The organism is Glutamicibacter sp. NPDC127525 (genome assembly GCF_042672105.1).
Taxonomy (GTDB): Bacteria; Actinomycetota; Actinomycetes; order Actinomycetales; family Micrococcaceae; genus Glutamicibacter.
The window spans coordinates 75,271-99,739 of record NZ_JBHXVN010000006.1 but is presented as its reverse complement, the minus strand read 5'-3'; the positions used below and the strand labels follow the sequence as shown (position 1 = coordinate 99,739).

The following is a 24,469-nucleotide window of genomic DNA, read 5'->3' as shown; positions in this document are numbered from 1 at the left end:
ACAGCGGCAAGACTCTAGCCTTCGAGTACCGGGTCGGTCTCGAACAGCGGGGCAATCAGGTAGCCGATCGCGGTGCCCACGCCGATTTGCAGTGCCAGGGCACCTGCCGTCGCCCACATGTTAGGGCCGATCTCAACCAGTCGCCCAATGGCCAGGGAGCCGGATGACAGCCAGGAACCGATCAGGCTCAGCAGCCCGCAGACAATGCCGGTGAAGACCGCCAAGGACGCGGTCGATGCCGCCAGCGACAGGGCATTGAACGGAATGCGACGGGCAAACCAGTCTTCGAGGTGGTTCTCGCCAACGCGCAGGAAGTACCAGCCGGCCACGATGCCCGCGGCCACGGGAATCAGCAGGAACAGCCATTGATGGGCCATATCGCCTGAAGGAAGGGAAGCCAGCATCGGAATCGACGGCAGCGGACCCACCGTGGTTTCCAAGGTGGACAGGGTGCTGCCGGTACCGATGCTGAAACCGCCGCCGCTGATCCAGGACAAGACCCAGAACACTGCGTTCGGGATGAAGGACAGCTGCACCGTGGTCAGCGCGGCCGAGCCGATCGGGCCGGGGCGCAGCTCCTGCGACACGTTGGCGACGTCGGTCCAGTGCACGCCCAGGTTGATGGCCAGCAGCAATCCGGAGATTCCCACGGCAGCGACATAGCCGAGGAACCCGGCCACGATCACATGCCATACGTAGGAACCGGCCCAGCGGCGATGCGGTGAGATCCGCTGGATATAGGCGGCCGTATCGACACCGAAAAGGCGAGCCCAGGAGCCTGCTTCGCGGCGCGCACCAATGATCAGGCCCACCAGCGCGATGATCAGCGGAATGAAGGCCGCCGCGATGATATTGACCCGCGCATGCGCGTTATTGGCGAGGAACCCGATACCGGTACCGATGGCCCCGTAGGCCACGAAGGCGCCGAGCAGCCCTTGCCAGAGCTGGTCGGTGTAGGAGGCGCGAGCGATGCGCCGTCCCGCACGCAAGCAGAACAAGAACGGCAAGAGCGATAGTCCCAACGGGATCAGCGTGACCCATCCGGTCACCGAACTGGGGTCAGCTTCGGGGCCGAGATTCAGGATCTCCACTGGCACGCCGTGGATGAGCAGCCAAATGAGGCCGCCGAACTGCAAGATGGCCTCAAACGAGTCTTCGAGGAAGCCTCCGCTGAAATAGACGGCGACCAGCGGCAGCGTGATCAGGGCAAGGCAAAAGACCACCGATTGCAGTATCTCGAAGACCCCCTGCAACGCCAGGGGCATTGGCCAGCCGTTGCGCAGGCGCAACATCACTGCCTTCATGGGTTTCTTTTCGCGGCTCATCATCTTCAATGTTGCCATCATTGGCGCCGACCGGCCTCGATCGACGCGCAATGATGACCTGAAGGGTTGCCTAGAACACCGGGCTAATAGCTGTCCGGTGCAGCGCTTTGGGCCTCGGAATTGAAGCTTGCAGCCAGTGCTTCGGTGGCACGCGCCAGCAGTGCCACGTCGGCACCCACGCCTACGTAATCCGCGCCGGAGGCCATGTATTCGCGGGCGCTCTTCTGGTCGAAGGCGTTCACCCCGGCATACTTGCCTGCGGCCTTGGCCGCATGGATGGACTTGATCACCGCGGCGACCACGTCCGGGTGGCTCTGCTGGCCGATGACGCCCATGGAGGCGGCCAGGTCCGATGGACCGATGAAAATCCCGTCAACACCTTCGGTGGCAACGATTTCCTCGACGTTCCGCACCGCTTCATCCGCTTCGATTTGAACCATGATGGTGATGGTCTCATCAGCGCGGGTCAGGTACTCGGGGATGCGGTTCCAGCGAGCCGAGCGGGCCAGGGCGGAACCGACACCGCGTACGCCCTTGGGAGGGTACTGGCAGGAGGCGACGGCGGCGGCGGCTTGCTGGGCATCATTGACCATCGGGATGATCAGCGACTGCACCCCCAGGTCCAGGAACTGCTTGATCACCACCGGATCGTTGACCGCAGGGCGGACCACTGGAACTACCGGGTAGCTGCGCACGGCTTGCAGCTGGGCCAAGATGTTCTGCAGGTCGTTGGGCGAATGCTCGCCATCGATGAACAACCAATCGAACCCTGCGCCTGCGCAGATCTCAGCGATCAGCGGGGAGGCCGAACAGACCCAGATGCCTGCCAACGAGTGGTCGGCGTCCTTGAGCGCATCTTTCAGCGACGGATCCGCTTCTACTCGAAATGACATGTCACAGTTCCTAGCGGTCCGTAATCGGCAAAGACGGTATCCCCTGCATTGACCCACATCGGGCGGGTGAAGGATCCGGCCAGGATGATTTCCCCGGCCTTGAGCTTGTCGCCGTGCGGGGCAATCTTGTTGGCCAGCCAGTACACGCCAGCGGCAGGGTGGTTCAGCACACCGGCTGCGACGCCGGTTTCTTCGACGGTCTGGTTCTTGAACAAGATCCCGGAGACCCAACGCAAATCGATGTTCTCCGGCTTGACCGGGTTGCCGCCGATCACCATGGCACCCATGGCGGCGTTGTCGCTGATGGTATCCACAATGGTGCGGCCTTCCATCTCCACGCGGGCATCGAGGATTTCCAAAGCGGGGATGACGTATTCGGTAGCTTCGAGCACATCGAAAATGTTCGCCCTCGGGCCTTCGATGTCCTTCTTGAGCTTGAAGGCCAGCTCCATCTCCACGCGGGCACCGGTGAAGTCTTCCCACTTCAGCTTCGCGCCGGAATCGTAGACCATGTCATCGAAGATGATTCCGTAGTCAGGCTCGGTGATACCGGTAGCCATCTGCATGGCGCGGGAGGTCAGCCCGATCTTGCGGCCGACCAGCACGCGGCCAGCGGCTTCGGAGCGCTGGCGCCACAGGTTCTGGACCCGGTAGGAATCTTCTACCGTCATTTCTGGATAGCGTGCGGTCAGACGCGGCACGGGAGTCCGTGTCTCGCCGGCCTGGACCAGCTCATCGGCAATGGCCGTGATTGTTTCCTCGGATAGCATCGACGGCTACACCTTTCACTACTGTTCAAACCTCTTGGGGCTGCCATCATCTCGAAGAGATGACTTAGCTCACGGTTCTTGATCGTACCGAGGTTCGAGATTGAAGGCACATCGTACTAACATTCTGCTCGACTTTTCGTGGTCCTTCGGGCTCCTTTTCGCAAAAGATTTGGCCCACGGCCATGCGCCCCGGTGCGGGTGCATGGCCGTGGGCCCAACCTGGCGGAACGGCCGACTCAGGATCCGGATTTGAGGTTTGCCAGCAACGCTTCGAAGGGCAGTGAGGAGAGTTCATCATCGGGGTCGGCGAATTCGCTGACCGAGGGAGCGATGGAACGGGTATCCCCCAAATCCGCATCAGCGGAGAATTCCCCTTCGTTCAGGGACAGCGCCAGGACGACTTCTCGCGCAACCCGGCGAGCGCGATCTGCCAGCGTGCCGGTCAACCCCTGTCCCCCGAAGTCTTCCGAAGCCGCGAAAACCGATGTCGGCATGATGTGCGCCCTGAGGTAGGAGAAGATCGGACGCATGGCGTAGTCAACCGCGAGCTGGTGCCGCTGGGTTCCCGCGGTGGCAGCGAGCACGACCGGTTTTCCGTTGAGCGATTTAGGGTCCAGGATATCGAGGAAGGACTTGAAGAGGCCTGAGACTGAGGCCGTGAAGACCGGGGTGACGGCAACGAGCACGTCGGCATTCACCACTGCGTCGATAACTTTTTGCAGGCCCGGGGCGGCGAAACCGGTCAGCATATTATTAGTGATTTCACCAGCATGCTCACGCAGTTCGATATTGCTCACGTCGGCTTGCACGCCGGCGGCAGCTAGCTGCGCGGCAATATTCTCTCCGATTTGCTGGCCCAGCAGCGAGGAGCTCGATGGGGTTCCCAGCCCACCGCTGATGACGACTACTGACTTGCTCACTGTTCTTGCCTTTCACTATTTATATGCGTATGCATGTATCAACAGCGGTGTCGCCGGACGTATTCCCGGCATCGGCAGATCTTTTCGTCTCGTCGGCTCAAATCGGTTTTCACTATTGTGACGGTCGCAATCTTATTGATAATATCTGCATATGAGCACTCCGAAGCCACAGACCGAGAATCAGCGCGCAATTGAAGATGGCGTCCGCACTGACTTCAAAAACACGATGTCCTACGGCGGCTACCTTGATCTGGAACGCATCCTGTCAGCGCAGCATCCGGTCAGCGTTCCCGAGCACCACGATGAAATGCTCTTCATCATCCAGCACCAGACCAGCGAACTGTGGCTCAAGCTCATGCTCCATGAACTCCTCGAAGCACGCCGCCTACTGGGCCTCGATGACTTCGGCAAAGCCCTGAAATGCCTTGCCCGGGTAAAGCACATCCAGAAGACCCTGACCGAACAGTGGTCGGTCCTGGCGACCTTGACACCGCGCGAATATGCACAGTTCCGCGACTTCCTCGGCTCTTCCTCCGGCTTCCAGTCCTTCCAGTACCGCGCCGTGGAGTTCATTCTGGGCAACAAGCATGAAGGCATGCTCAAGGTCCACGAGGCGGATCCAAAGGCCCACGAGCTACTGTCCAAACTGCTTCACGAGCCAGGTCTCTACGATGTGTTCCTGGCCGCCTTATCCCGCCACGGTTACGACATTCCCGAAGAAGTGCTTTCACGGGACTTCACCAAGCCTTGGGCATTCCAGGAGGCACTGGTGCCAATATTCAAGGATATCTACGAGTCCGAGGACACCCGCTGGGGCTTCTACCAAGCCTGCGAGGACCTGGTAGACGTCGAGGACAACTTCCAGGCATGGCGCTTCCGCCATATGCGCGTTGTCCAGCGCACCATCGGATTCAAGCGCGGCACCGGTGGCTCCTCGGGCGTTGACTTCCTCAAGCGCGCCCTGGACCTGACCTTTTTCCCAGAGTTGTTCGCGGTGCGTACCGAAATTGGCAAGTAGCACCTCCCTCACGGCTCTGAGCCTCGATGACTTCGAGGCGAGATGCGGAAGCGCCACATCGATTATCCGCACGATTACCGGCCTTTATATACGGCATGAGAAAACTCCGGTGGCGCGCACCCGAATAGTGGAACTGGCACATGCTGCCGGAGTTTCGGTCCCTGCGGCGCAAACCGCCATCTCCCGACTGATTGACCGGGAAGTGCTGGAAGCAGCGCAATCTTCCACCTTGCGCGTTTCGAGCGCGGCGCAACAGATGTTCGAGCGTGGCACCAGAAGAATATTCACCCCGCGCCAAATGTCAGGCAGTGACCCCTGGTGCCTGGTGGCCTACTCGCTGCCGGAGACCTTGCGCTCCCTGCGCCACCAGGTACGCAAGCATTTCTTGCAGCTTGGCGGAGGCATGCTCGGCTCCGGATTATGGATTTTCCCCGAGTACCTGCGAGAGGAAGTCTCGGCGGTGCTCAGTGCCCTGGGAGCCAGGGAACACGCGACGCTTTTTACCGCCCAGCAGCCATACTTCCCCGGAACACCGCAGCAGGCTGCCGGGCAGTGGTGGGATCTTGAGCGCCTGGGCACGTTGCATCGAGCGTTCCTGGAGAGCACCGCTTCCCTGGATTCCAGCGATATTGCTCCGCCCAGCGCTTATCGGGGGTATGTCACGATGGTCGATTCATGGCGTGCTCTTCCCTACCTTGACCCCGGTTTGCCGGGGTTCATGCTGCCCGACCACTGGCCTGGCGATGAGAGCAGGGAACGCTTCTTGGCACTGTCCACCGCATTCCAGGAACCAGCCTTGCGCTTCGCACGCTCGCTTCTGGCTTCCTAGTTCCAGACTGGTTCATCTTCTCCATACGGCGCAGGCGGACCAGGGTAGTCCAGCGTCTGGCCTGCCATGCTGAAGGGCGGCGGGACATACTCAAGGGTGCCGTAAGTACTTTCCACCCGCTTCAGCCGCACGCCACCGTCGAATTGAGCGGGGCGTTGCGGGGCGTCGAAGGCGAACAGCGCATGCGCGGTCCGAGCCAAGGAGAATCGCACCGACCCGGTACGCCCTTGGACACTGCGCGCCCGAACCAAAGCGATGACGGCAGCAGCGAGCCCGTAGCCAGTGGCGTGGTCCAAAGCCTGCACCGGCAATGCGCCCGGTGATTGCCCGTTACCACGGTAAGCCTCCGAGATGCCGGTGGCAGCTTGCACGACGCTGTCGAACCCACGCCGTTGGGCCCAGGGCCCTTCGAAGCCCCACGCACCTAATTCAGCAACAACGAGCTGCGGGTACCGCTGGACTAATTCATTCCGGCCAAGCCCTGCCTTGGCCAAGGCCCCGGGGCGATAGCTCAAGAGGACGGCATCAGCATCCTGCAGCAGTTCGTGGATCCGCGCCTGCCCTGTTGCGCTTTTCAAATCCAGCAGCGTGCTGCGCTTGCCGAAACCGGTATCAACATATTGCCAAGGCAATTCGGGGAGCAGCGGCCCATCCACGCGCAAGACCTGGGCGCCAAGTGATGCCAGCGTCCTGGTTGCGGTGGGGCCAGCGATAACCCGTGTGAGGTCCAGAACCTTCAACCCTCGAAGGGGCATTGCTGCACGCGGGTCAAATTTCCAGACCGGAGCCGAACCTGTTGGGCGCATGTGGAATTGAGCCCAGTGCCCGCTGCCGGCCGCTTGGCCCTCTGCCGAGCTGAGCCACTGTTCACGGGATCGCACCTGCGCGGCTATTCCACCAGCGGCAATAATGCGTTCTTGGGCATCGTGGGCACAAAGGCTTGCCAGCGCGTCGGCGATGTCAATCCCCGAAGAGGTTCCCAATGCAGAGTGGAGCGAGCGTTCATGGTGAGGGTAATTCGCGTGGGTTCTGATCCAGCCGTCGGCCGTTCGGTAGAATCCCGAATATCGAGCAAAACCTTGTGGTTTCTGCCCCGCGATGCGCAAGTGGGCAGAGGACGCGAAGGCCGCTGCGATATCCGGCGTCGCTGTGGCGAGCCATGGTGAGGCAGCGGCAAGATCATTAAGGGCGGAACATACCAAGCCAACGGATCGAGCTGCGAGCTTCTCCGCGTTCAAAGGACCAGCCCACCAAACCGCGGGCCCCGTAACAGGGCAATCACCTGCCGTCTCGAGCAATCGGTGCGCGGTGAACCCCGAACCCAGGATATGGCCTTCGGCCACGCGCTCATCTTCGGAATGCAGCATGAACCTCAGCCTATACCCGGAAAATCACCACTTCGATGCAGGCAGTTGGAAAACGGAAAACCCGCGTCGTGTAAAAAATACGCGACGCGGGTTATCTGAAGCTCTGCGGAATTAGTTTGCTGGAACGTTCAGGGTCTGCCCGACCATGATCAGGTCTGGGTTGCTCAGCTGATCGTCATTCAAGACGAACAGGCCACGCCAGTCCTTGACGCCAAGCTGGTCGGCAACCTTAGCCAAGGTATCGCCGGACTTGACGGTGTAGTCCTTGCCCGAATCGGTCACGTCAATGTTGAACACTGGTGCCTTTGGAGCTGGAGCAGCGTGCTTTGGAGCTGCCTGCTGCTTGGGAGCCTGCTTCTGGACCGGAGCGGCCTGCTGCTTAGGTGCTGCCTGCTGCTTTGGGGCCGCCTGCTGCTTAGGAGCGGCCTGCTGCTTTGGTGCTGCCTGCTGCTGAGGAGCCTGCTTCTGAGGAGTCGCGGAACCCGAAGGGGAACCGCTAATGCCCAGCTTTGCGGTACATGCTGGCCATGCGCCCCAACCCTGGGATGCCTGGACCTTGGTTGCAACGCGAATCTGCTCGGCCTTCGAAGCCTGGTGAGGCATGCCCGAACCGCCAAACGCCTTCCAAGTGGACAGCGAGAACTGCAGGCCACCGTAGTAGCCGTTGCCGGTGTTGATGGACCAGTTGCCACCGGACTCGCACTGAGCCAGCTTGTCCCAGGTGCCTGCGGCATTAGCTGGTGCGGAAGCTGCAACGATTGCGGTGCCGGCAACTGCAACGGCGGCCAGCGAGGCTCCACCGCGGCGGATCAAGTTCTTGGTCTTCTGCTGGATCATGATTCTCCAGTTGCTCTTCCCGCGCTCAGGTCTTCCTAGACCATCCTCGTGCACCACTCAGCGTCGCATTTCGACTTTGATTAAATACTGCCCTGGTGAGCGGTTTGGAAGTCCCGGCAGTACCTGTTTCCCCATAACACTGCGAGTGTTATCGAAACGTTATGAATGACCATAACGCACCAACCCACCACCCTCGCAACTCAGGAAACGGTCAGAAACCCCGTAAATACAGGTCAATTGGCCAGAAAAAAATTTTGAATCGGGTCCGAAAATCACCATGATCCCCATATCAAGCAACGAAAATGTTACTTTCCAAAAGTGGAGATTATCCAGCTCGCTGTGATATAGCTTGCAATTCATTTCTGGGCCGTGCCCAGCTCCCTTCAAGGTTGCATTCCGCCTTCGCCAAAGCTGGAATAGCGGCGTCCGAAACCCAAGGCGTCAGGCAATCCGAAGGGGGCAATTTTTCCCCGGCAGACGGCCTTTTCCTCGCTGCCACCTGCAGGGCCTCCCGGGCGATGGACACACCGCGGCGTTCAAGCAACAGGACAGCTGAATTGCCCTGAGGTAATTTGTTTCAAGAAGCCAGCGCTGTAGGTTTGATTTCATCAGTCAGACAGGGGAACTCAATGCCAGTACGAGGCAGCACAAGCAAAGACCGATTCATGGAATCCTTGACCTGCTACCCCCGGGCCCTGCGGGAATTCTTTCGCAACGATGGACTAGACGTTGCCGCTTCCCTGTCCTATTTCATGGTTCTTGCCATGTTCCCCGGATTACTGGCATTGATCTCGCTCCTGTCTTTGGCCGGTGCCAGCGAAAGCGGCACCAAATGGATCATGGAGCTGCTAGAGCAGAGCCTCGCCCCGAACGGACAATCTGCAAGTAGCGACTCCCAGCAATTGCTCGACACGGCCGAACAGCTGCTCGCTGGCTTGGCATCCCAAGCTAGCGGAACGTTCTGGGCAATCCTGGCCGGTTCACTCGGCGCGCTGTGGAGTACATCTGGATATGTCACGGCATTCAGCCGCGCGTTGAACCGGCTGTATGGGGCACCGGAAGGCCGCCCCCAGTGGAAACGGCGTCCTCAGATGTTCCTGATTACCGTGCTGATCATGCTGGTTGCCGTCGTGACCCTGGTGCTGCTGCTCGCTTCTGGCTCCGTCGCCCGCGGAATCGGCAATATTATTGGCATGGGCGACAGCTTTGTGCTCGTGCTGAATATCGCCAAGCCGCCATTGATGCTCATTATGCTGCTCCTGGTTCTAGCCTTGCTTTACTACTTCACCCCCAACGTCAAGCCAACGAAATTCCGCTGGTTCTCGCCCGGCACACTGACAGCTCTGGTGATCCTGGGACTGTCGGTATTCGGTTTCAGTATTTATGTTTCGCAGTTCGCCAGCTACTCCGCCACCTACGGAACCATTGGCGGGGTGATCATCTTGATTCTTGCTTGCTGGATCAGCAACATCGCTTTGCTCCTCGGAGCCTTGGTGGATATCGAATTCATCCGCCTCCGCCAGCTTCGCACGGGCATGCCTGCCATAGATGACGTACTTCTTCCACTGCGTGATGACACTTTGGTAGCCAAGCAGGAATTGGCAACATACAAGGATCTCGTCCAGGCCCAGGAAATCCGTATCAAGCACGGTGGCGACCCGCTGCAAGATATGGAGAGGGATCCATCCACGAAGCCTAAGCGCAAGACGAAGCTGCTCCCCATGGGGCTGGTTGCCGTGGCGGTCTGGACCGCTAGCCGCATGAAAACCAAACGCGATCTGCGCAGGGGCTCAGAATAGTCCCGACAAGCTCTGCAGTGCCCACCACAGGCCGCCGGAACCCAGAACAAGAATCACCACCACCCACAATGAGGCGAAGGTCCGGGTAGCCTCGGCGATCAGGTACGCATCGGACTGGGCGATATCGTGGCGTCTCCAAACATGTACCGAAAGAAGCTTGACGAAGTCTTTTAGGCCAGCCAGCAGCAAGAACCCGGCGATAAGCAAAGCCAGGTACAGGTACGCTTCGACCGGCGCAAAGAAGACCACTGCCAATGCCACGAGTGCACTAATAGTGCACACAATAAAGGCCGGCCAATTTCGGACAAAGATCAGCGCCAGCAGGAACAGCAACGCGTAGATGCCGAGCGCCCGCCCGGAATAGCCCGTGGATATGCCCCACAGCATCAAAGCTGAAACCCATATCGGTGCGGGGTACCAGAAAATCCCGGAGATGATGACAGAAATCTTGCCCCGTCCAATGCTCCGCACTTCTCCGGAATGGTCCCAGCCCAGCCGCAAGCCAGCCACGTATCTGCCCGTGAATAAGGCCGCGATGATATGGCCGAGCTCATGAATCAGCGTGGAGTACAAGCCGGTGATCCGCCAGACCGGACGAGGGACCACCAATAGCAGGATCAAGAACGCAACGATCAGCCACTGCCACTGGTTCAGGGCCACGTTCACCGGCTGCGAGAGCCGCTCCCAGGCCTGGGCAATATCTAGATTCATTCCTGCTCCTCATCGGCGTTCGGTATTACTCATTCTTGCAAGCCCCACCGGCCACAAAGTGACCGGCGAGTGCATTTCCCGACTTTCTGGGAAACATCACAGGTGACGGGCATAGTCTGCAAAGCGGAACACTGTGCCGTATATCTGGAGGAGTCTCATGTCTCGCATCGTTTCAACCGCCTTGGCCACCACCGGTTTAGTGGGCGGTTACGCTACCGGTCGTGCCACCAAGAAGCGCCCGCTGGCTGCCGTTGTGCTCGGTGCTGCTGGTGCCGGCGCCTTCCTGCTTTGGAAGAAAGATGCTGGAACCGCTAAAGCCATTGCCTTGATCAGCGCCTATCTCGGAGGCTTCGGCGCTTCGCATCCGCTGGCCAAGAAAATCGGTGCGTGGCCAGCGGTGAACTCGGTGACCGCCGGCGTTGCCATTCCCTCGCTCGTTCTTGGCGGCCCCAAGAAGAACAAAGACGAGCTGTCCTAAGCGGCATCAGCGAATCTGTCGGGGTCTGGTGCTACGTTGACTAGGTAGGAAACAAGTCAACGAAAGGCCCAGGCCCCGTGTTCTTTCTAGATGATGCGTTCATCTTCTCAGCGAGTGACCTGTCAGTCTCCGTTGACTGCAATTACCAGTCCCTGTACCTGCTGGACGTGAAACTCGGCCTGCGTCCCAAGCCTGACAAGGCACGAGACGAGATGCTGGAACGAACAGCGGTGCTCGGCGACGCCCATGAGCAGAACGTCCTCAAAGACCTGATAGCTGCCTATGGCGAATACGACCCGGCGACGGGAACCGGCGTCAAGCAATTCACTGATCGCCCACAGATGTCTGCGGCCGGTCTTCGGGCAGCCCACGAGGCGACCATGCACGTGCTTCGCAACGGCGCCGATGTCATTTTCCAGGCCACCTTCTTCGATGGGGCTTTCATTGGCTTTGCCGACTTCCTGGTCCGCCAGGAGGACGGCACCTGGGCCGTATGGGATACCAAGCTCGCCCGCCATGCAAGGGTCAGTGCCCTGCTCCAGATCGCAGCCTACGCGGATCAGATGCTGGCAGAAGGGCTCCCCGTGTCCACCTCGGCAACGCTGGTCCTCGGCGACGGGACGCATTCGGTGCATCGGGTTGATGAAGTGCTGCCAGTCTTCCGGGCCCAGCGTGAACGATTCGTGAAGATGGTGCAGGAACACCGTGCGGCCAACCAGCCAGTTCGGTGGAACTCCGATGAACTGCGCTTATGCGGCCGTTGCGATTATTGCGAAGAGCAGGCCCAGGAAACCCGCGACCTGCTATTGGTCGCTGGCATGTCCATGGTGCAGCGAGAAAAACTTCGCGCCCGCGGCATTTCCACCATTGACCAGCTCGCCGGGCTAGAAGCTGAACCAGGCACCTCGCTGCACCGTGCCGCGGAGCAGGCCAGAATGCAGCTGGGGCTGGCCCAGAGCGATGGCATGGTCCACGGCGTCTCCTACCGGGTGAAGAACGAAGGCCCGATCTCTTCGCTGCCGCGGCCTGATCAAGGCGACATCTTCTTCGATTTCGAGGGCGACCCGCTCTACCAGGAACCTTCCGACGGCTCCTGGGGCCTGGAATACCTCTTCGGCGTCATCGAATATGACACCGGGGTGCCGGTGTTCAAACCCTTCTGGGCGCATAGCCGCGCCGAAGAACGCCAAGCCTTCCTGGACTTCATTGCCTATGTCGAAGAACGCCGCCAGCGGTTCCCGCGCATGAAGGTCTACCACTATGCGCCCTATGAGAAAACTGCCCTGCGCAAGCTCTCGCAGGTGCATATCGCCGGTGAGGACGAAGTCGACCAGTGGCTGCGTGAGAACCTGCTTGTCGATCTCTACGAGACCGTGCGTAACGCCCTGGTGGTTTCCACCCGCTCATACTCCATCAAGAAGCTTGAACCGTTGTACATGGGAGAGCACCTTCGCTCCGGGGATGTCACCGATGCCGGAGCATCGGTGGTCGCCTATGCCCAGTACATGCTGGCGCGGGATTCGAAGAACGACGGGGCCGCTGAAGCGATCCTCGAGTCGATTGCCGATTACAACGAGTACGACTGCCTTTCCACTTTGCGCTTGCGGGATTGGCTGCTTTCGCTCAGCGATGAGGCGCCTGGCACCCTGCCGGATATGCCTGAGCCAGGCCCGGCCGCAGACGAATACGAGCCCACCGCCGAAGAGCTTCGGCTGCAAAACTACCTTGCGCAGCTTCCCCACGCCCACGCGCTGAGCAACGATGACCGCGCGATCGCGATGGTCGCCGCTGCGACCGGTTACAACCGGCGTGAAAAGAAGCAGTTCTGGTGGGAACACTTCGACCGCTTGTCCGCGCCAATGGATGATTGGAGCGACGCCCGGGGAGTGTTCATTGTGGACACTGCGGAAGTACTCGAGGATTGGCATAAGGCCACCCCTCGGGCGCACACCTCTACGCGCGTGACGAGATTGCAGGGAACCTTGGCGGAAGGATCCCTGCTCTCCCCCGGCTCATCAGTGTTCGCCATGTTTGATGCTCCGTTGCCTGAAGGCATGGCCGTTGACGACTCCGTGCGCGGCGGCGCATTCAACGCCACCGTAGTCGAGCTCGGTCCGGGCTGGATTACCATTGCGGAGAAAACCAGCGGCAAGATCCCTGCCTACGGTGCCCATCCATGCGCATTGGCTCCGGATAAGCCGTTGGCGACGATGAGCATCGATGCAGCGCTCAAGGAGATCGCCCAGCGGGTGGGCTCCGCCGTACCGGTGCTTCCGGAACGGCCGGGCATCGACATCCTGCGGCGGATTCCGCCACGCCTGAAAACCCTTGCGACACCGGTGGATCCAGCCCTGGTTGATGGCCAGGCGCAGATCTATCCTGCCGTGGTCGAGACGTTGAAGGATCTTGATAATTCCTATCTTGCGGTACAAGGCCCTCCGGGGACCGGCAAGACCTTCGTCGCTTCGCATGTGATCCGTGAACTCGTTGATTACGGATGGAAGATTGGCGTGGTTGCCCAGTCCCATGCAGTAGTTGAAAACGTCCTGCGGAAAGCGGTGGAGGCCGGGGTCCATCCCGAGGCAGTAGCCAAGGAAGTCAAGCACGATGATCCGGTCCCCTGGGCCGGCACGTCCAAGGATTCCTTGACTGAAGTTCTCCACGCATCGGGCGGCGGGCTCATTGGAGGTACTGCCTGGACGCTGACCGGTTCGAAAGTCCCCGCGGATAGCCTGGATTTGCTGGTGATCGATGAGGCCGGGCAGTTCTCACTGGCCAATACCTTGGCGGTTTCACGAGCAGCCCGCAATTTGCTGCTGCTCGGTGATCCCCAGCAGTTGCCCCAGGTCACCCAGGGCACTCATCCGCAGCCGGTGGACGAATCGGCGCTCGGCTGGCTTTCCGGCGGCGAACCAGTGCTGCCAGCCGAATTAGGGTACTTCCTGGCAGCTTCATGGCGAATGCATCCAGCGCTTTGCGCCAAGGTTTCGGCATTGAGCTATGACCACCAGCTGTTCTCGGCAGACGCCGCCGGGTTGCGGCAACTCGAAGGCACACCGGCCGGGGTCGAGACGGTGTTCGTTGAACATCGAGGCAACACGGTCAGCAGCGCCGAAGAAGCCGGGGCCATTGTCCGATTGGTCCGCGAGCATCTGGGAATGATGTGGAGTCCGGGGGCAGGCATGCCTGCCCGTCCATTGGGTGCCGCTGACATCCTGGTAGTTGCTGCCTACAATGCCCAGGTAAATCTGGTGCGCGATGTCCTCGAAGCTGAAGGGCTATCGGCGGTCAAGGTGGGAACGGTTGACAAGTTCCAGGGACAGGAAGCACCAGTTGTGCTGATGACCATGGCATGTTCCAGCGCCACCGATGCATCGCGTGGCATCGAATTCCTGCTTAACCGCAATCGCATCAACGTTGCGATTTCCCGCGGCCAATGGAAGGCCATCATCGTGCGCAGCGAAAGGCTCACCGATTATCTGCCTTCCAACCCATCGGCGCTCTCGCAGCTCGGTGCCTTCATGGCTTTGTAGCTTGATGATGGATTGGCCCGGTCATTCGCGCGCCGGGTCAATCACATCCTCGACTTTGAAGAAACTTCCCAGGACTGGCCGGTCACCGCGCAGTTCCTTGGCGAACTGCAACCCATCCACATTGATGCGCATCTGCCGCTGGTACTCATCACGCTGCTGCATCCATGTGCGAGTCGTACCGTCAACGCCGTAGAAGTAACCGAACCCCTGGTCCTTGAAGAACTGGTACCGGTCCCCCGCGTAACGCTGGGTCCGGGCAATATCCGATCCAAAAGGATAGATGTAGTGCCCGGTTTTTCCCACGATCGGTTCGACTTCGGCTTTCCACAGTTTGGTGTCCCGCTTGAGCCGATCCATGCTGACCGTCCCGGTGGCAATGTGCCCCCACGAATGGGACGCGAAAACCCAACCGCTGTTCTTCATCGCTTCTGCGATCTCCGCCGCCTTCTTCTGGTCAGCTTCCAGAGTCTTGCCCTGGGGATACTGGCTGGCAGAGGTGCGGTAGCCGAATGCCCCGTTGTATCCGGTCATTGCGATCAGGCCGCGAGCGTCCCGATACGTGAAATCGGGATGTTCCGCTATGAAGTCATCGACCATCGTGGTCACGTCAAAAGCGCCAACCTGCGTTTTTCCCTCCGCATCGACGTATTCGTTGCGGACCTTGCCGTACTTATCCAGCACCAGTTTGCTGGCGAAGCCATCACCTTCCATGTATTCGTAATAGCTCAGGTCATCGATGGACAGCACCACTGGCTTCTTGCCCTGGGGCAGCATGATATCCCGATACTCCATCTGCCCCTGTTCGTCGAGCGAGGCGAAATCTTCCGGGTTGACCAGGACATAATCACGCGCATACAGCTCGTCGAGGATGGCTGCAAATTCCTTCTGGGTCACCATGTAGTCGGCGTACCCCTGCGAACTGCTGCCTTCGTCAAAGGCCCTGCCGGGATCGACAATCAGCGAGTGGAAGAACAGGTGAGGTATGTTGTTCGGCTCTTCCCAAACTGAAACCTGCCCTTTCTCTTCCTCTAGGCCGCTGGCCATCTGGTTCAGTTGTTCGGCGCTGTCTTTCTTGGCGAGTTTAATCGCCGCGTCATAGTCGTATCCGTCAGCTAGCCGGTTGATCTCGGCTCTCACGCCGTCCACTCGTGCTTCTTCCTGCTCAGCCTTTTCAACGGCAGCAGGATCCGGGGCCGGCGTTGGCGGCTCCTGTGAAGCACTGCACCCGGCAAGTCCCAGCGCCAACCCGAGGGAAATCACCAATCGTAGATTCTTCAATGGCTTCGACCTCCGTGACCTCCACCGTGCCCGCCAGGCCGGAAGAAAACGAGTTGTCATCTGGTTATTTCGACCCTACACAGGTAGCGCTGGAGGCAACACCCTTTCATGATGAATTACCGAACTTGAGCGATGTCTAACATTCAGCTTTTAGGGAGCTCACATTTTGGAAGGAGTCCAATGATTTAGAATTGATTGGTTAGGCGTCCCAAAGATCAAGGAAGTACATGCAGCCCTCGCACCGCGCGAATAGTTTGTGGCTTCAGTCCCAGCAGTTCAAAAGCTCGGCAGCGTATCGGCTTCTGACCGCCCAGCCGTGGGCTGTGGCCTTCATCCGCGCAGAGTTCACCGCAGACCGTTCACGGATCGCATTGGAACTTTTCCATGCCTCCTTGGATTCCTTCCTGAAGCAAGCGCGCAAAAGCGATGACCAGATTCCCGCCTCGTATTCGGCCCAGGATTTCGCCGAAACATGGGTCAAACAGGGAATTCTGGCTCGTCCGCTGATTGATGGGCGCTTCGTGTATGAACCCAGTGCGCAGACCCTGCGCACCCTGCGCTACCTGGCGGATTTTTCCACCGACGATTCGCATTTGAACTCGTCTCGCCTGAACACGTTGCTTTCTTCCCTGGAATCGCTGGCCCACGAAACCGATCCGGATCCCGAAGCACGTATCCGTGCCCTCGAATCCCAGATCGCGCTGCGCCAAGCCCAAATCGACCAGCTGCGCAGCGGGGATGACCCGGCGGTGCTTTCTCGCACGACCGCCTTGTCGGCAACACGTTCCGTACTCGATCTGGCATCGAGTTTGCCAGCAGATTTCCGACGCATGCGCGACGGCGTCCAGGATATGCTCCATTCATTGCGTGAAGGCATTCTGGATGCCTCCACAGCCAAGGGCGTAGCTGTGGGCCAGGTTCTTGAAGCTGACCGTCAGTTGCGTTCCACTGCCGAAGGCGAAACCTTCAGCGGATTCACTGAATTCCTGAACTCCCCGGAAGCGCAGCAGCGTTTCCGCGCCGCATTGGCCGAAGTCCTGGACCGCGACTTCGTAGATGACCTGGAAACGCCCGAACGCCAGATCCTCACTAACCTGTTGCGTGAATTGCGCCGCCAGGCAGCTGAAGTCCATGCCTCCTATGGCAAGCTCTCTGAATCCCTGCACGCATTCGTGCAGTCCGAGGACTACAAGCAGGCCGAGCTATTGCGCCAAGCGGTCCGCGAAGCTGAACTAGCGATCAGCAAATCCACGAGCCTGAAACCCCGCAGCGGCTTGGCCCCGATGGAGCTCTTCGCTCCGCAGTTCGTCACCCTTTCCGGTCTTGGAATCTACGACCCATCCGAGCATGTGGCTCCGCCTCCGCTGGCTCAAGCGCCAGAATTCAGCGAAGCCGACATTGTACGAAATCCCTCGACGCCCCAGGCGGACATGCCATTGCTGCGTGCATCGATCACCCGGCATCTGGGCCAGTCCAGTTCCGGTTCGATTCGGTTGGATGAAGTCTTCGAATCCTTGGATGCCGAGCAACGGCACTTGAATTCCATTCGTGCCCTCGTGGAAATCGGGCGCACCAATGGCGAATCGCTGAACGAGAGCGATCTGCTCAGCATCCATTTCCAGCAACTCGATGGTTCGATGCGAACCGCAATCCTGCCCGCGTTAAGCTTTACGAAGGAGCCGCTATGACCAAGAGCGATTCATACGCCGCACCGATCACCGAACCATTGTTCGAGGGCGACACCGGGAAGTTCCCGCTGCCGCTGCGCCAGCTGCTGGTCCGGTTGTTGCGTGGCCCGTACCTTGATGGGTCCATCGATGCCTCGGCTTGGCAGCTGCTGCTGGACCAGCAGCAGAGCATCAGCGATTACTTCTCCGAGATCTTCTTGGCACTGCAGCTGGACATGGACCGCAAGATCGCCATGCTTGCCCCCGTCCAGATTGAACAGGTCCACACCTCTCCTATCGCTCCGCGCCGTCCGCTGAAGCGTGATGAAACCCTGCTCGCCCTGCGGCTGCGGCTGTTGCTCGAACAGCATTCAGGCAGCGGCAGCGATGCCGTGATTTCGCGTGCGGGCATGCACGAGATCCTGGCCGAGCACCGCCAGACCTCAGACCGCGATGACAAGCGCTTTGCCGAATCCTGCGATGCTGCGGTAACCCGCCTGCATGCTTTGCGCTTGCTCACCGGCACCGAGCTGGAGAACGAGTTCCGCATTTCCCCGGCCCTGGCGATGGCGCTGCCGATCACCAATATCCAGGACATACCACGCTACATCGCGGCAATCGACGCTAATGATCCAGCTTTCAGCCTGGGAGCCGAAGAAGCTGATGACCTCGCAGAGCAGACCCCCGAGTTGGTGCAGGAGTAACCGATGAGCATTGAAATGACTCTCCCGCTGGGCGGGGCACTCAACCCAGGCCAGCATCGGCTGAGCCGGGTACAAATAGTTAACTGGGGAACCTTCCACGGCTTGCATGATCTGGCCGTGGACCGCGCCGGCACCTTGGTCACCGGCCATCCGGGCGTGGGCAAATCCACCTTGTTCGATGCGATGGGCCACGTCTTCTTTGCAACGCCCCGCCTGAACGAATCGGCCAATGACGCGGCCACCCGCGAGGACCGCCGCACCACGTTCTCCTACATGCGCGGGCGCAAGTTCAAAACCAGCGCCGGCACTGTCTACCAGCGCCCCGGCGCGACGTGGAGCGCCATTGTGCTCAGCTACGACGATGGCATGGGCAACACCGTTACAGCCGGCGCGGTCTTCGATCTGCCCGATGCCGGTCTGGAAGGACAGGTCTCCAAGCACTATCTGTTGTGCGAGGGCAAGGTCAATATTGCGGAGCTGGAAAACCACGGCCCACGCCGCTTTACCGTGTCCTCGCTGTCCAAGGCCCTGGCACCGAGCGAGGCATTCGATACCCACAAGGCTTTCATTGAGCGATTGCGCCGCCGTTTAGGCGTCGAAAGCGACAAGGCCTTTGCCCTGTTGCGCACGTTGCAAAATGGCAAGGGCCTGGCCAAGGGCGTCAACCAGTTCTTCCGCCACGAAGTGCTGGAAGAACCAGCCACGTTGAAGGCCGCGTCCGCAGCAGTGGAAGACTTTGCCCATTTGCGTGGCATCTACCGCCAGCTGGATACCGCCCGCGCCCAGCGTGACGTGCTCGCGCAGGTGCCGGAGCAGGATCAGGCCTACCGTTCCTTGGCTGGACAGATCGCCACCGCCCGGCAATTGCTGGAAAGCGACGTGCACACCCTGGAAACCCAGGTCCGCCAGCTGGTGCTGCGCAATGACTTGAACTCCCACGAAACGGAGCTGGCCAAGCTCAAAGCCGAAGAGGCTGGGCTACGGCAGCGCAAGGAAAAGCTCGATGACCAGCTGGCGTCGCTGGAGGCTGCCCACGACTCTGCGGGCTCTGCTTCCTTGATGCTGCTGGAGCGCGAAGCCGATGTGGCTCGCAAGGCGTTGAGCGAGAAAGAGAACGTCATCCGGACCCTGCAGCAGCAGGCCTCGGACGCTGGCTTGGCCTTCGAATTCTCAGCCACCGGCCTGGATGAGCTGCGGGCCAACGCCGCACGTACCTTGCAGCAGCTCAGCTCGATTACGCATGATGCGCAGACCGTTGAGTACGAGGCCATGGCCACCTTGGTCAACCTGCGCAAGCGCGCAGAAACGTTGGCTGACCAGATCCGCTCCTACCAGCGCCGGGCCAGCAATATCGATGACCGTTCGATAGCCGCCCGCCGTGCCATCGCTTCGGCCTGCTCGCTCAAGGAAGAACAGCTTCCCTTCGCTGGCGAGCTCATGGATGTTTCGGCCGATGCCGGTACCTGGCGTTTGGCCGCTGAAAAGGCCTTGCACTCCTTGGCCCGCACCCTGCTGGTTCCCGGGGAGCTGCTCACCCAAGTCACCCACGCCATTGATCAACTCGACGGCTTGGGCCGCGTGCGGTGGAGCGACATTTCCCAGCCGCCGCGCACCGCTGAAGCCGGCCCGGCAGACCTGGTGGCCAAGCTGGACTTCGCGCCCGGCGAAGCCGGAACCTGGCTGAAGGCGAAGATCACCGCCGACTACCCATTGGCCTGTGTTGAGAACGATGCAGCCATGCATGTGCACCCCAAGGCGATAACCCCGGCCGGCACCATCAAGTACGGAACCGGAAGCTTCGAGCGCGATACCCGCACGTTGCCTGCTTCCGAGTACCTGCTGGGCTTCACCAACGAGTCGAAGATTGCCGAGTTGCAGTCCAAGGCGGCACGGCTGGATGAGAAAATCGTCCAGGCCCACCAGGCTGCCGATGAGCGCAGTGCGGCGAAGAACAAGATCGTGGCCAAGACCCAGCTCTTGCAGGCCCTGATTGCCGATGAGCGGACTTTTGGCCAGTTCGACGCGTCCGAGGCACTGGAAGCCTTGCGCCGCAGCGAGCAGAAGCTCGGCGATGCCTTGGCATTGTCCGGGGACTCCTCCCGGGTTCGCCAGCAAATCGAAGCGGCGAAGGCCGAGGCAGAAACCCTGGTCGGGGACCTCGCACTGGTTCGTTCACGCATTGCAGATCTTGGCTTGCAGGTGCAGCGTGCGCAGCAGATCCTGTCCGCCAGCGATGATTTGGGGACCGGATGGGAGCAGAGCATCCCGTCCGCGCTGCGCCAGCATCAGCTGCTTGGCCCGGTTCTCCAGCAAGTGATTGCAGGGAACTGCCCTGCCAGTGAACAAATCAGCGAAGCCTTTGCCGAGGTCAAGCTCCAGCTGGGCAGCCAGGTCAACTCCTTGCAGTCGCAGCGCCAGGAAATCGGTGGCGCGCTGAGCGAAACCTTCCGTCGTTTTGCCCGAGAATTCGGCACCTCGCACGCGCAGACCCATGGCACCACCGCTGAAGCAGCTGAGCACTACGCGCAGCTGCACGACCAGATCGTGGCCGACGGCCTGCCGCACCATGAGGAGCAGTTCCGCGAATACTTCGCGAACCGTTCCTATGAACGCTTCAGCGACCTCTTGCAGTTGCTGGATGAAGAGCGCCGGATGATCTCCGAACGCATCAAGCCGCTGAACCAGATTCTGGCAGAGGTGACTTTCGAGCATGGGTCGGTCCTTCGCCTGGAAGCAGTAAATGCGATTCCAGTTGAGGCCGGTACCTTCCGCAAGGACCTGAAGGACGCATTGCAGGAGGCTTACACCACCAAGGACGAATCCACCCTGGCCAGCTCCTACCAGGCGCTGGAGGCACTGGTTACCGCACTCAGCGACCCGGCGATGGCTTCATGGCGTTCGACCGTGCTCGATGTCCGCCAGCATGTGATGATCAGCTGCAATGAGCACAAGCCCAATGGGGAGATTGAGACCGGCTTGGAACCCGGGACGCTCTCCGGCGGCGAAGGCCAGCGCTTCACATCCTTCATCATGGGTGCTGCCCTGGCCTACCAGCTGGGCTTCGCTTCAGCCGGGTTCACTTCCTACGGCACGGTGATGATCGACGAGGCGTTCATTCAAGCCAACTCCGAATATGCAGCGGCAGGCATACGCGCGTTGCAGGAGTTCGGTTTCCATCTGGTGCTCGCGGCCCCCGAGGACAAGATCGATTTGAGCCGCCATCTGGGATCCATCACGGATATCATCAAGCACCCTGGCTCCAATATCTCAGGCTTCGTGACCACCGGCCGTTCCCCGGCCATGGCCACAACGATTACCCTGCGCAGCTGAACATCCAGAACAAGGCACGAGGTCCAGAATTCGCCATAGCGAGTTCTGGACCTCGTGCCTTGGTGCTTCGCCTCTAGACCATGCTGCGCTGCACGCGTTCAGGGATCATGACCACCCGCGGGGACAGCTCTTGGGGTGCGAAGCCTGGATCGATGCACTGCTTCCAATACCTGAGGTGCACCTTGTCGATTTCATGTGCAGAGTCCTGCACCGCGGCACCGCCCTCGCCTTGGATGCTGTACCAGTAGAGGTAGTCGACGCCATCCAGGGTTTCGCTGAAGATCGTCTCCACGTACATCTTTTCGCCTTCCAGGGTTTCAAGCACCGCGGGCATATTGCTGTTCAGGAATTCCAGCCATTCATCAGCTAGCGCTGATTTGCCTGGCAGAACTCGGAATCGAGTGAGTTCAATTTTCATGTCTACAGCCTATGGGCTTGAGCCGCACCTGCGGAAAAGACAGTGGCCCTGAAAGCCTCGGCTTTCAGGACCACTGTCTTTGGCTGGCTACCGGCTATTCGACGGCCAATCCTTCAACCGGCGACAACTTTGCGGCGCGGCGGCCCGGAGTCACCGATGCCAAGAGCGCTGCCACGATGCTGATCAGCAGGACCAGTGCGAGCTGCCACCATGGGATCTCGTAGGTCATCGTTCCCATGGACGCGAGTGCCGAGCGGGCTCCAAGCAGGCCGTAGGCCACACCCAGCACCAAGCCGAGCAAGGCTGCGACGCCGCCAATCAGTACCGCTTCGGTCGCCAGCATGCCGCGCAGCTGCTTCTTCTTCAGGCCCAGGGCACGAAGCAGGGAATTCTCCCGGGTGCGTTCCAGGATCGAGAGGCTGAGCGTGTTGGCTACACCGATCAGGGCGATCAGCACGGCCACTGCCAGCAAGGCAGAGACAATCATCAGCAGCACGTCAATAATCTGGGAGAACATCGACTTCATCACCACACCGCCATTGATCATTGATGATTCAACGCCGGTGATGGCAGAAACCTTGGTGACCAGTTCGTTGACGCCCGCTGCGTTGACGTCGGAATCCACCTTGATCAGGATCCCCGAGTACTGATTGGCTTCATCGATTTCCAGCTTGCTGAAAGTCTGCTCGGTGACGATATTTCCTGAGAGCATGGCCTCGGAATTCTTCACTGCCAGCGTTTCCCCGCCAACTTCCACCGTCGCATTCTCGGGACTACCCAGCACATAGACGATCTCGCCATCTGCCGGCACGATATTCGGGTCCAGTGCAACGTCAGCGAAGCTCGTGGGATCAACGGACATGATCTCGGCGTTGAACATTTCATCGGTTCCCATGTCCACATCCGCATATCCGGAGGTGAAGCTGGAGCTGGCGGTAATCCCGTCCACGCCGTTGATTTGCTCAAGCATGCTCTTGGTCTCGGCGCCTGAAACTTGGCGGTCATAGAAGGAGACCATCATGTCGACCGGGAATTCTGCGGCCACAGCGTTGTTCAAGCTGGCCTTGGCGGTCTGGCCGCCGACCATGATCATGGACACCAAGGTCACGCCGATCAGCAGTGCCGTTGCCGTCGCGGTGGTTCGGCCCGGGTTGCGCACCGCGTTCAGGGACGCGAGCTTTCCCGCCGTCGATTTGCCAGCCATGGCCTTGCCGATCCCGGAAACGCTGCTCGGCACGAACAGCGAAGCCAGCATCAGGATCCCCGGGAAGGAAGCCAGGCCGCCCAGGAAGGCGACTACCAGATTCCCCTGGATCGCGCCGTAGGCCAGCAAGCCTGCGCCGGCCACCACGAACAGTGATCCGAAGATGATCCGGGCCTTGCCGGCACGGTTCTTCACGCTGGCAGCGTCGAAGGGGCGCAAGGCCGCAAGCGGTGCGAGCTTCATCGCCCGTCGAGCCGGCAGGCTCGCGGCGACCACAGTCATCAGCACGCCGACAAGAATTGGGATGGCCAATCCCTGCGGGGTCAGGGCCAACGCCGCATAGGACATCTCCGGCACCATCACGTGCAGCAGCTGGATCAGGCCCGCCATCAGTGCGACGGCTAGCAAGACACCGAGAATCGAGGCAAGAATGCCAATGAGCAGTGCTTCGATGAGCACCGAGCTTCGAATCTGCTTGCGCTTGGCGCCCAGGATGCGCAGCAGTGCCAGTTCGCGGGTGCGCTGGGCAATGACTACGGCAAAGGTATTGACCACAACCAGCCCGGTGACCACCAGCGCAATCAGTGCGAAGACCAGCAGGATCACGCTGAGCTGGTCGGTGCCGCCGGTGAACTGGGCGACTTCGTTCAAGACCTTCTCATCGGCGGTCACCACCGCCATGTCAGCCATCTTCTTGCCGGCAAACAGCTTTTCCAGCTCTGCCTTCAAGGCCTCGTCAGAGCCGTCGCCATTGACCACGATTTCGGTGATCAGGGCTTGCCCGCCGGAAAAGTGCTGCCACGCTTTCTCGCTCATGCCGGCCAAGGCGTAGGCCGAGGTCCGCGGGTTGGTGGTCGAGCGCTGGATGCCCACGATGTTGTAGTTCGCCGGCGAGATCGCGCCATTTTCCAGAGCCACGACGTCCCCGATGGACACGCCCATTTCCTTGGCGTGGGAAGCATCGATAATGATTTCGTTGGAACCTTGGGGCGCCCGGCCCTCAATCAATTCCATGCCACCCAGCCCCTGGTCGGGATCTACTGGCTGTGCGGACACGCCGTAGCTGTTGTCCGCCGTGCGCAGCAGGCCATCGGCGTAGGCCAGGCCATAGGCGGTGGAAACTTCAGGCAGGTTCCGGACATCTGCGATGTCCTTGAGGCTCAGCTCGGTCAACTCCTCGGCGCCGGGAACCAGGTCCCAATCGGGGTAGGCCACCAGATCGGCGTTCTTGTAGGCGTCTCCGAGCGAGTTCTTCAGTGTCGCCTGGGTGGATGAGTTCACCGAAAGCGTTGCGGCAAGAAAGGCGGTGCCGATGGCCACAGCCAGGATGACGGCGATATATCGACGTGCATAGGTCTTGATATTCGAAAGTGCTACGTGCAGCATTG

18 protein-coding genes are annotated in these 24,469 nt (G+C 60.1%); 8 read left to right on the top strand and 10 right to left on the bottom strand.

The features are described from left to right. Positions 1 to 14: 14 nt before the first annotated feature. The 4 genes from ACFVHU_RS14635 to ACFVHU_RS14620 all read right to left on the bottom strand — a co-directional run bounded on the left by ACFVHU_RS14635 (position 15) and on the right by ACFVHU_RS14620 (position 3,908). Positions 15 to 1,304 carry a DUF6350 family protein gene (locus tag ACFVHU_RS14635; protein WP_388025018.1) on the bottom strand — a complete coding sequence of 430 codons (1,290 nt, stop codon included), beginning with the start codon at positions 1,302 to 1,304 and terminating at the stop codon, positions 15 to 17. 104 nt (positions 1,305 to 1,408) lie between these two features. Beyond that, on the bottom strand, positions 1,409 to 2,218 hold the full coding sequence (locus ACFVHU_RS14630) for an aldolase/citrate lyase family protein (RefSeq protein WP_388025016.1): 810 nt from the start codon (positions 2,216 to 2,218) through the stop codon (positions 1,409 to 1,411). Then, positions 2,203 to 2,988 (bottom strand): 2-oxo-hept-4-ene-1,7-dioate hydratase, encoded by a 786-nt coding sequence (gene hpaH / locus ACFVHU_RS14625; RefSeq protein ID WP_105657357.1) that lies wholly within the window; start codon positions 2,986 to 2,988, stop codon positions 2,203 to 2,205. Before hpaH ends, ACFVHU_RS14630 begins: the two co-directional genes overlap by 16 nt. A 236-nt stretch (positions 2,989 to 3,224) precedes the next feature. Continuing rightward, positions 3,225 to 3,908 carry a CE1759 family FMN reductase gene (locus ACFVHU_RS14620; RefSeq protein ID WP_388025015.1) on the bottom strand — a complete coding sequence of 228 codons (684 nt, stop codon included), beginning with the start codon at positions 3,906 to 3,908 and terminating at the stop codon, positions 3,225 to 3,227. A gap of 151 nt (positions 3,909 to 4,059) precedes the next feature. On the opposite strand from ACFVHU_RS14620, the gene kynA reads away from it, so the two are divergent. Next, positions 4,060 to 4,926, top strand: a complete 867-nt coding sequence (kynA, locus tag ACFVHU_RS14615; RefSeq protein WP_388025014.1) for a tryptophan 2,3-dioxygenase — start codon at positions 4,060 to 4,062, stop codon at positions 4,924 to 4,926. 109 nt (positions 4,927 to 5,035) lie between these two features. Next, on the top strand, positions 5,036 to 5,755 hold the full coding sequence (locus tag ACFVHU_RS14610) for a PaaX family transcriptional regulator C-terminal domain-containing protein (RefSeq protein ID WP_388025012.1): 720 nt from the start codon (positions 5,036 to 5,038) through the stop codon (positions 5,753 to 5,755). Here ACFVHU_RS14610 and ACFVHU_RS14605 read toward each other — a convergent pair. Both ACFVHU_RS14605 and ACFVHU_RS14600 read right to left on the bottom strand, forming a co-directional pair. Then, a complete protein-coding gene (locus tag ACFVHU_RS14605; RefSeq protein WP_388025011.1) occupies positions 5,752 to 7,122 on the bottom strand; it encodes a CoA transferase in 1,371 nt (456 codons plus the stop codon). The genes ACFVHU_RS14610 and ACFVHU_RS14605 overlap by 4 nt on opposite strands. A gap of 111 nt (positions 7,123 to 7,233) precedes the next feature. Then, positions 7,234 to 7,959 (bottom strand): transglycosylase family protein, encoded by a 726-nt coding sequence (locus ACFVHU_RS14600; protein WP_105657352.1) that lies wholly within the window; start codon positions 7,957 to 7,959, stop codon positions 7,234 to 7,236. A gap of 665 nt (positions 7,960 to 8,624) precedes the next feature. Here ACFVHU_RS14600 and ACFVHU_RS14595 point away from each other — a divergent pair. After that, positions 8,625 to 9,758, top strand: a complete 1,134-nt coding sequence (locus tag ACFVHU_RS14595) for a YihY/virulence factor BrkB family protein (protein WP_388025009.1) — start codon at positions 8,625 to 8,627, stop codon at positions 9,756 to 9,758. Here the strand turns inward: ACFVHU_RS14595 and ACFVHU_RS14590 are convergent. Next, the gene (locus tag ACFVHU_RS14590) at positions 9,750 to 10,469 is read right to left on the bottom strand and encodes a M50 family metallopeptidase (protein WP_388025007.1); all 720 of its coding nucleotides are present in this window, start codon (positions 10,467 to 10,469) and stop codon (positions 9,750 to 9,752) included. The genes ACFVHU_RS14595 and ACFVHU_RS14590 overlap by 9 nt on opposite strands. 157 nt (positions 10,470 to 10,626) lie before the next feature. Here ACFVHU_RS14590 and ACFVHU_RS14585 point away from each other — a divergent pair, with 157 nt between their 5' ends. Next, the gene (locus ACFVHU_RS14585; protein WP_388025005.1) at positions 10,627 to 10,947 is read left to right on the top strand and encodes a hypothetical protein; all 321 of its coding nucleotides are present in this window, start codon (positions 10,627 to 10,629) and stop codon (positions 10,945 to 10,947) included. 77 nt (positions 10,948 to 11,024) lie between these two features. After that, positions 11,025 to 14,480, top strand: a complete 3,456-nt coding sequence (locus ACFVHU_RS14580) for a TM0106 family RecB-like putative nuclease (protein WP_388025003.1) — start codon at positions 11,025 to 11,027, stop codon at positions 14,478 to 14,480. 21 nt (positions 14,481 to 14,501) lie between these two features. Here the strand turns inward: ACFVHU_RS14580 and ACFVHU_RS14575 are convergent, their stop codons facing one another. Continuing rightward, positions 14,502 to 15,740, bottom strand: coding sequence for a polysaccharide deacetylase family protein (locus ACFVHU_RS14575; RefSeq protein ID WP_388025147.1), 1,239 nt, complete (start codon positions 15,738 to 15,740; stop codon positions 14,502 to 14,504). Between the two features lie 245 nt (positions 15,741 to 15,985). Here ACFVHU_RS14575 and ACFVHU_RS14570 point away from each other — a divergent pair, with 245 nt between their 5' ends. From ACFVHU_RS14570 to ACFVHU_RS14560, 3 genes are read left to right on the top strand one after another with little or no spacing between them, the layout of a single operon-like run. Then, entirely contained in the window at positions 15,986 to 17,446 is a 1,461-nt protein-coding gene (locus ACFVHU_RS14570) for a DUF3375 domain-containing protein (protein ID WP_105661626.1), read from the top strand. Continuing rightward, the gene (locus ACFVHU_RS14565) at positions 17,443 to 18,129 is read left to right on the top strand and encodes a DUF4194 domain-containing protein (protein WP_388025001.1); all 687 of its coding nucleotides are present in this window, start codon (positions 17,443 to 17,445) and stop codon (positions 18,127 to 18,129) included. Before ACFVHU_RS14570 ends, ACFVHU_RS14565 begins: the two co-directional genes overlap by 4 nt. 3 nt (positions 18,130 to 18,132) lie before the next feature. Further along, on the top strand, positions 18,133 to 21,459 hold the full coding sequence (locus ACFVHU_RS14560) for an ATP-binding protein (protein ID WP_388024999.1): 3,327 nt from the start codon (positions 18,133 to 18,135) through the stop codon (positions 21,457 to 21,459). A gap of 73 nt (positions 21,460 to 21,532) precedes the next feature. On the opposite strand, the gene ACFVHU_RS14555 is transcribed toward ACFVHU_RS14560, so the two are convergent. Together ACFVHU_RS14555 and ACFVHU_RS14550 are read right to left on the bottom strand one after the other, a co-directional pair. Then, positions 21,533 to 21,877, bottom strand: coding sequence for a DUF6176 family protein (locus tag ACFVHU_RS14555; protein WP_105657343.1), 345 nt, complete (start codon positions 21,875 to 21,877; stop codon positions 21,533 to 21,535). Between the two features lie 94 nt (positions 21,878 to 21,971). Beyond that, positions 21,972 to 24,467 carry an ABC transporter permease gene (locus ACFVHU_RS14550; protein WP_388024997.1) on the bottom strand — a complete coding sequence of 832 codons (2,496 nt, stop codon included), beginning with the start codon at positions 24,465 to 24,467 and terminating at the stop codon, positions 21,972 to 21,974. Between the last annotated feature and the right edge of the window lie 2 nt (positions 24,468 to 24,469).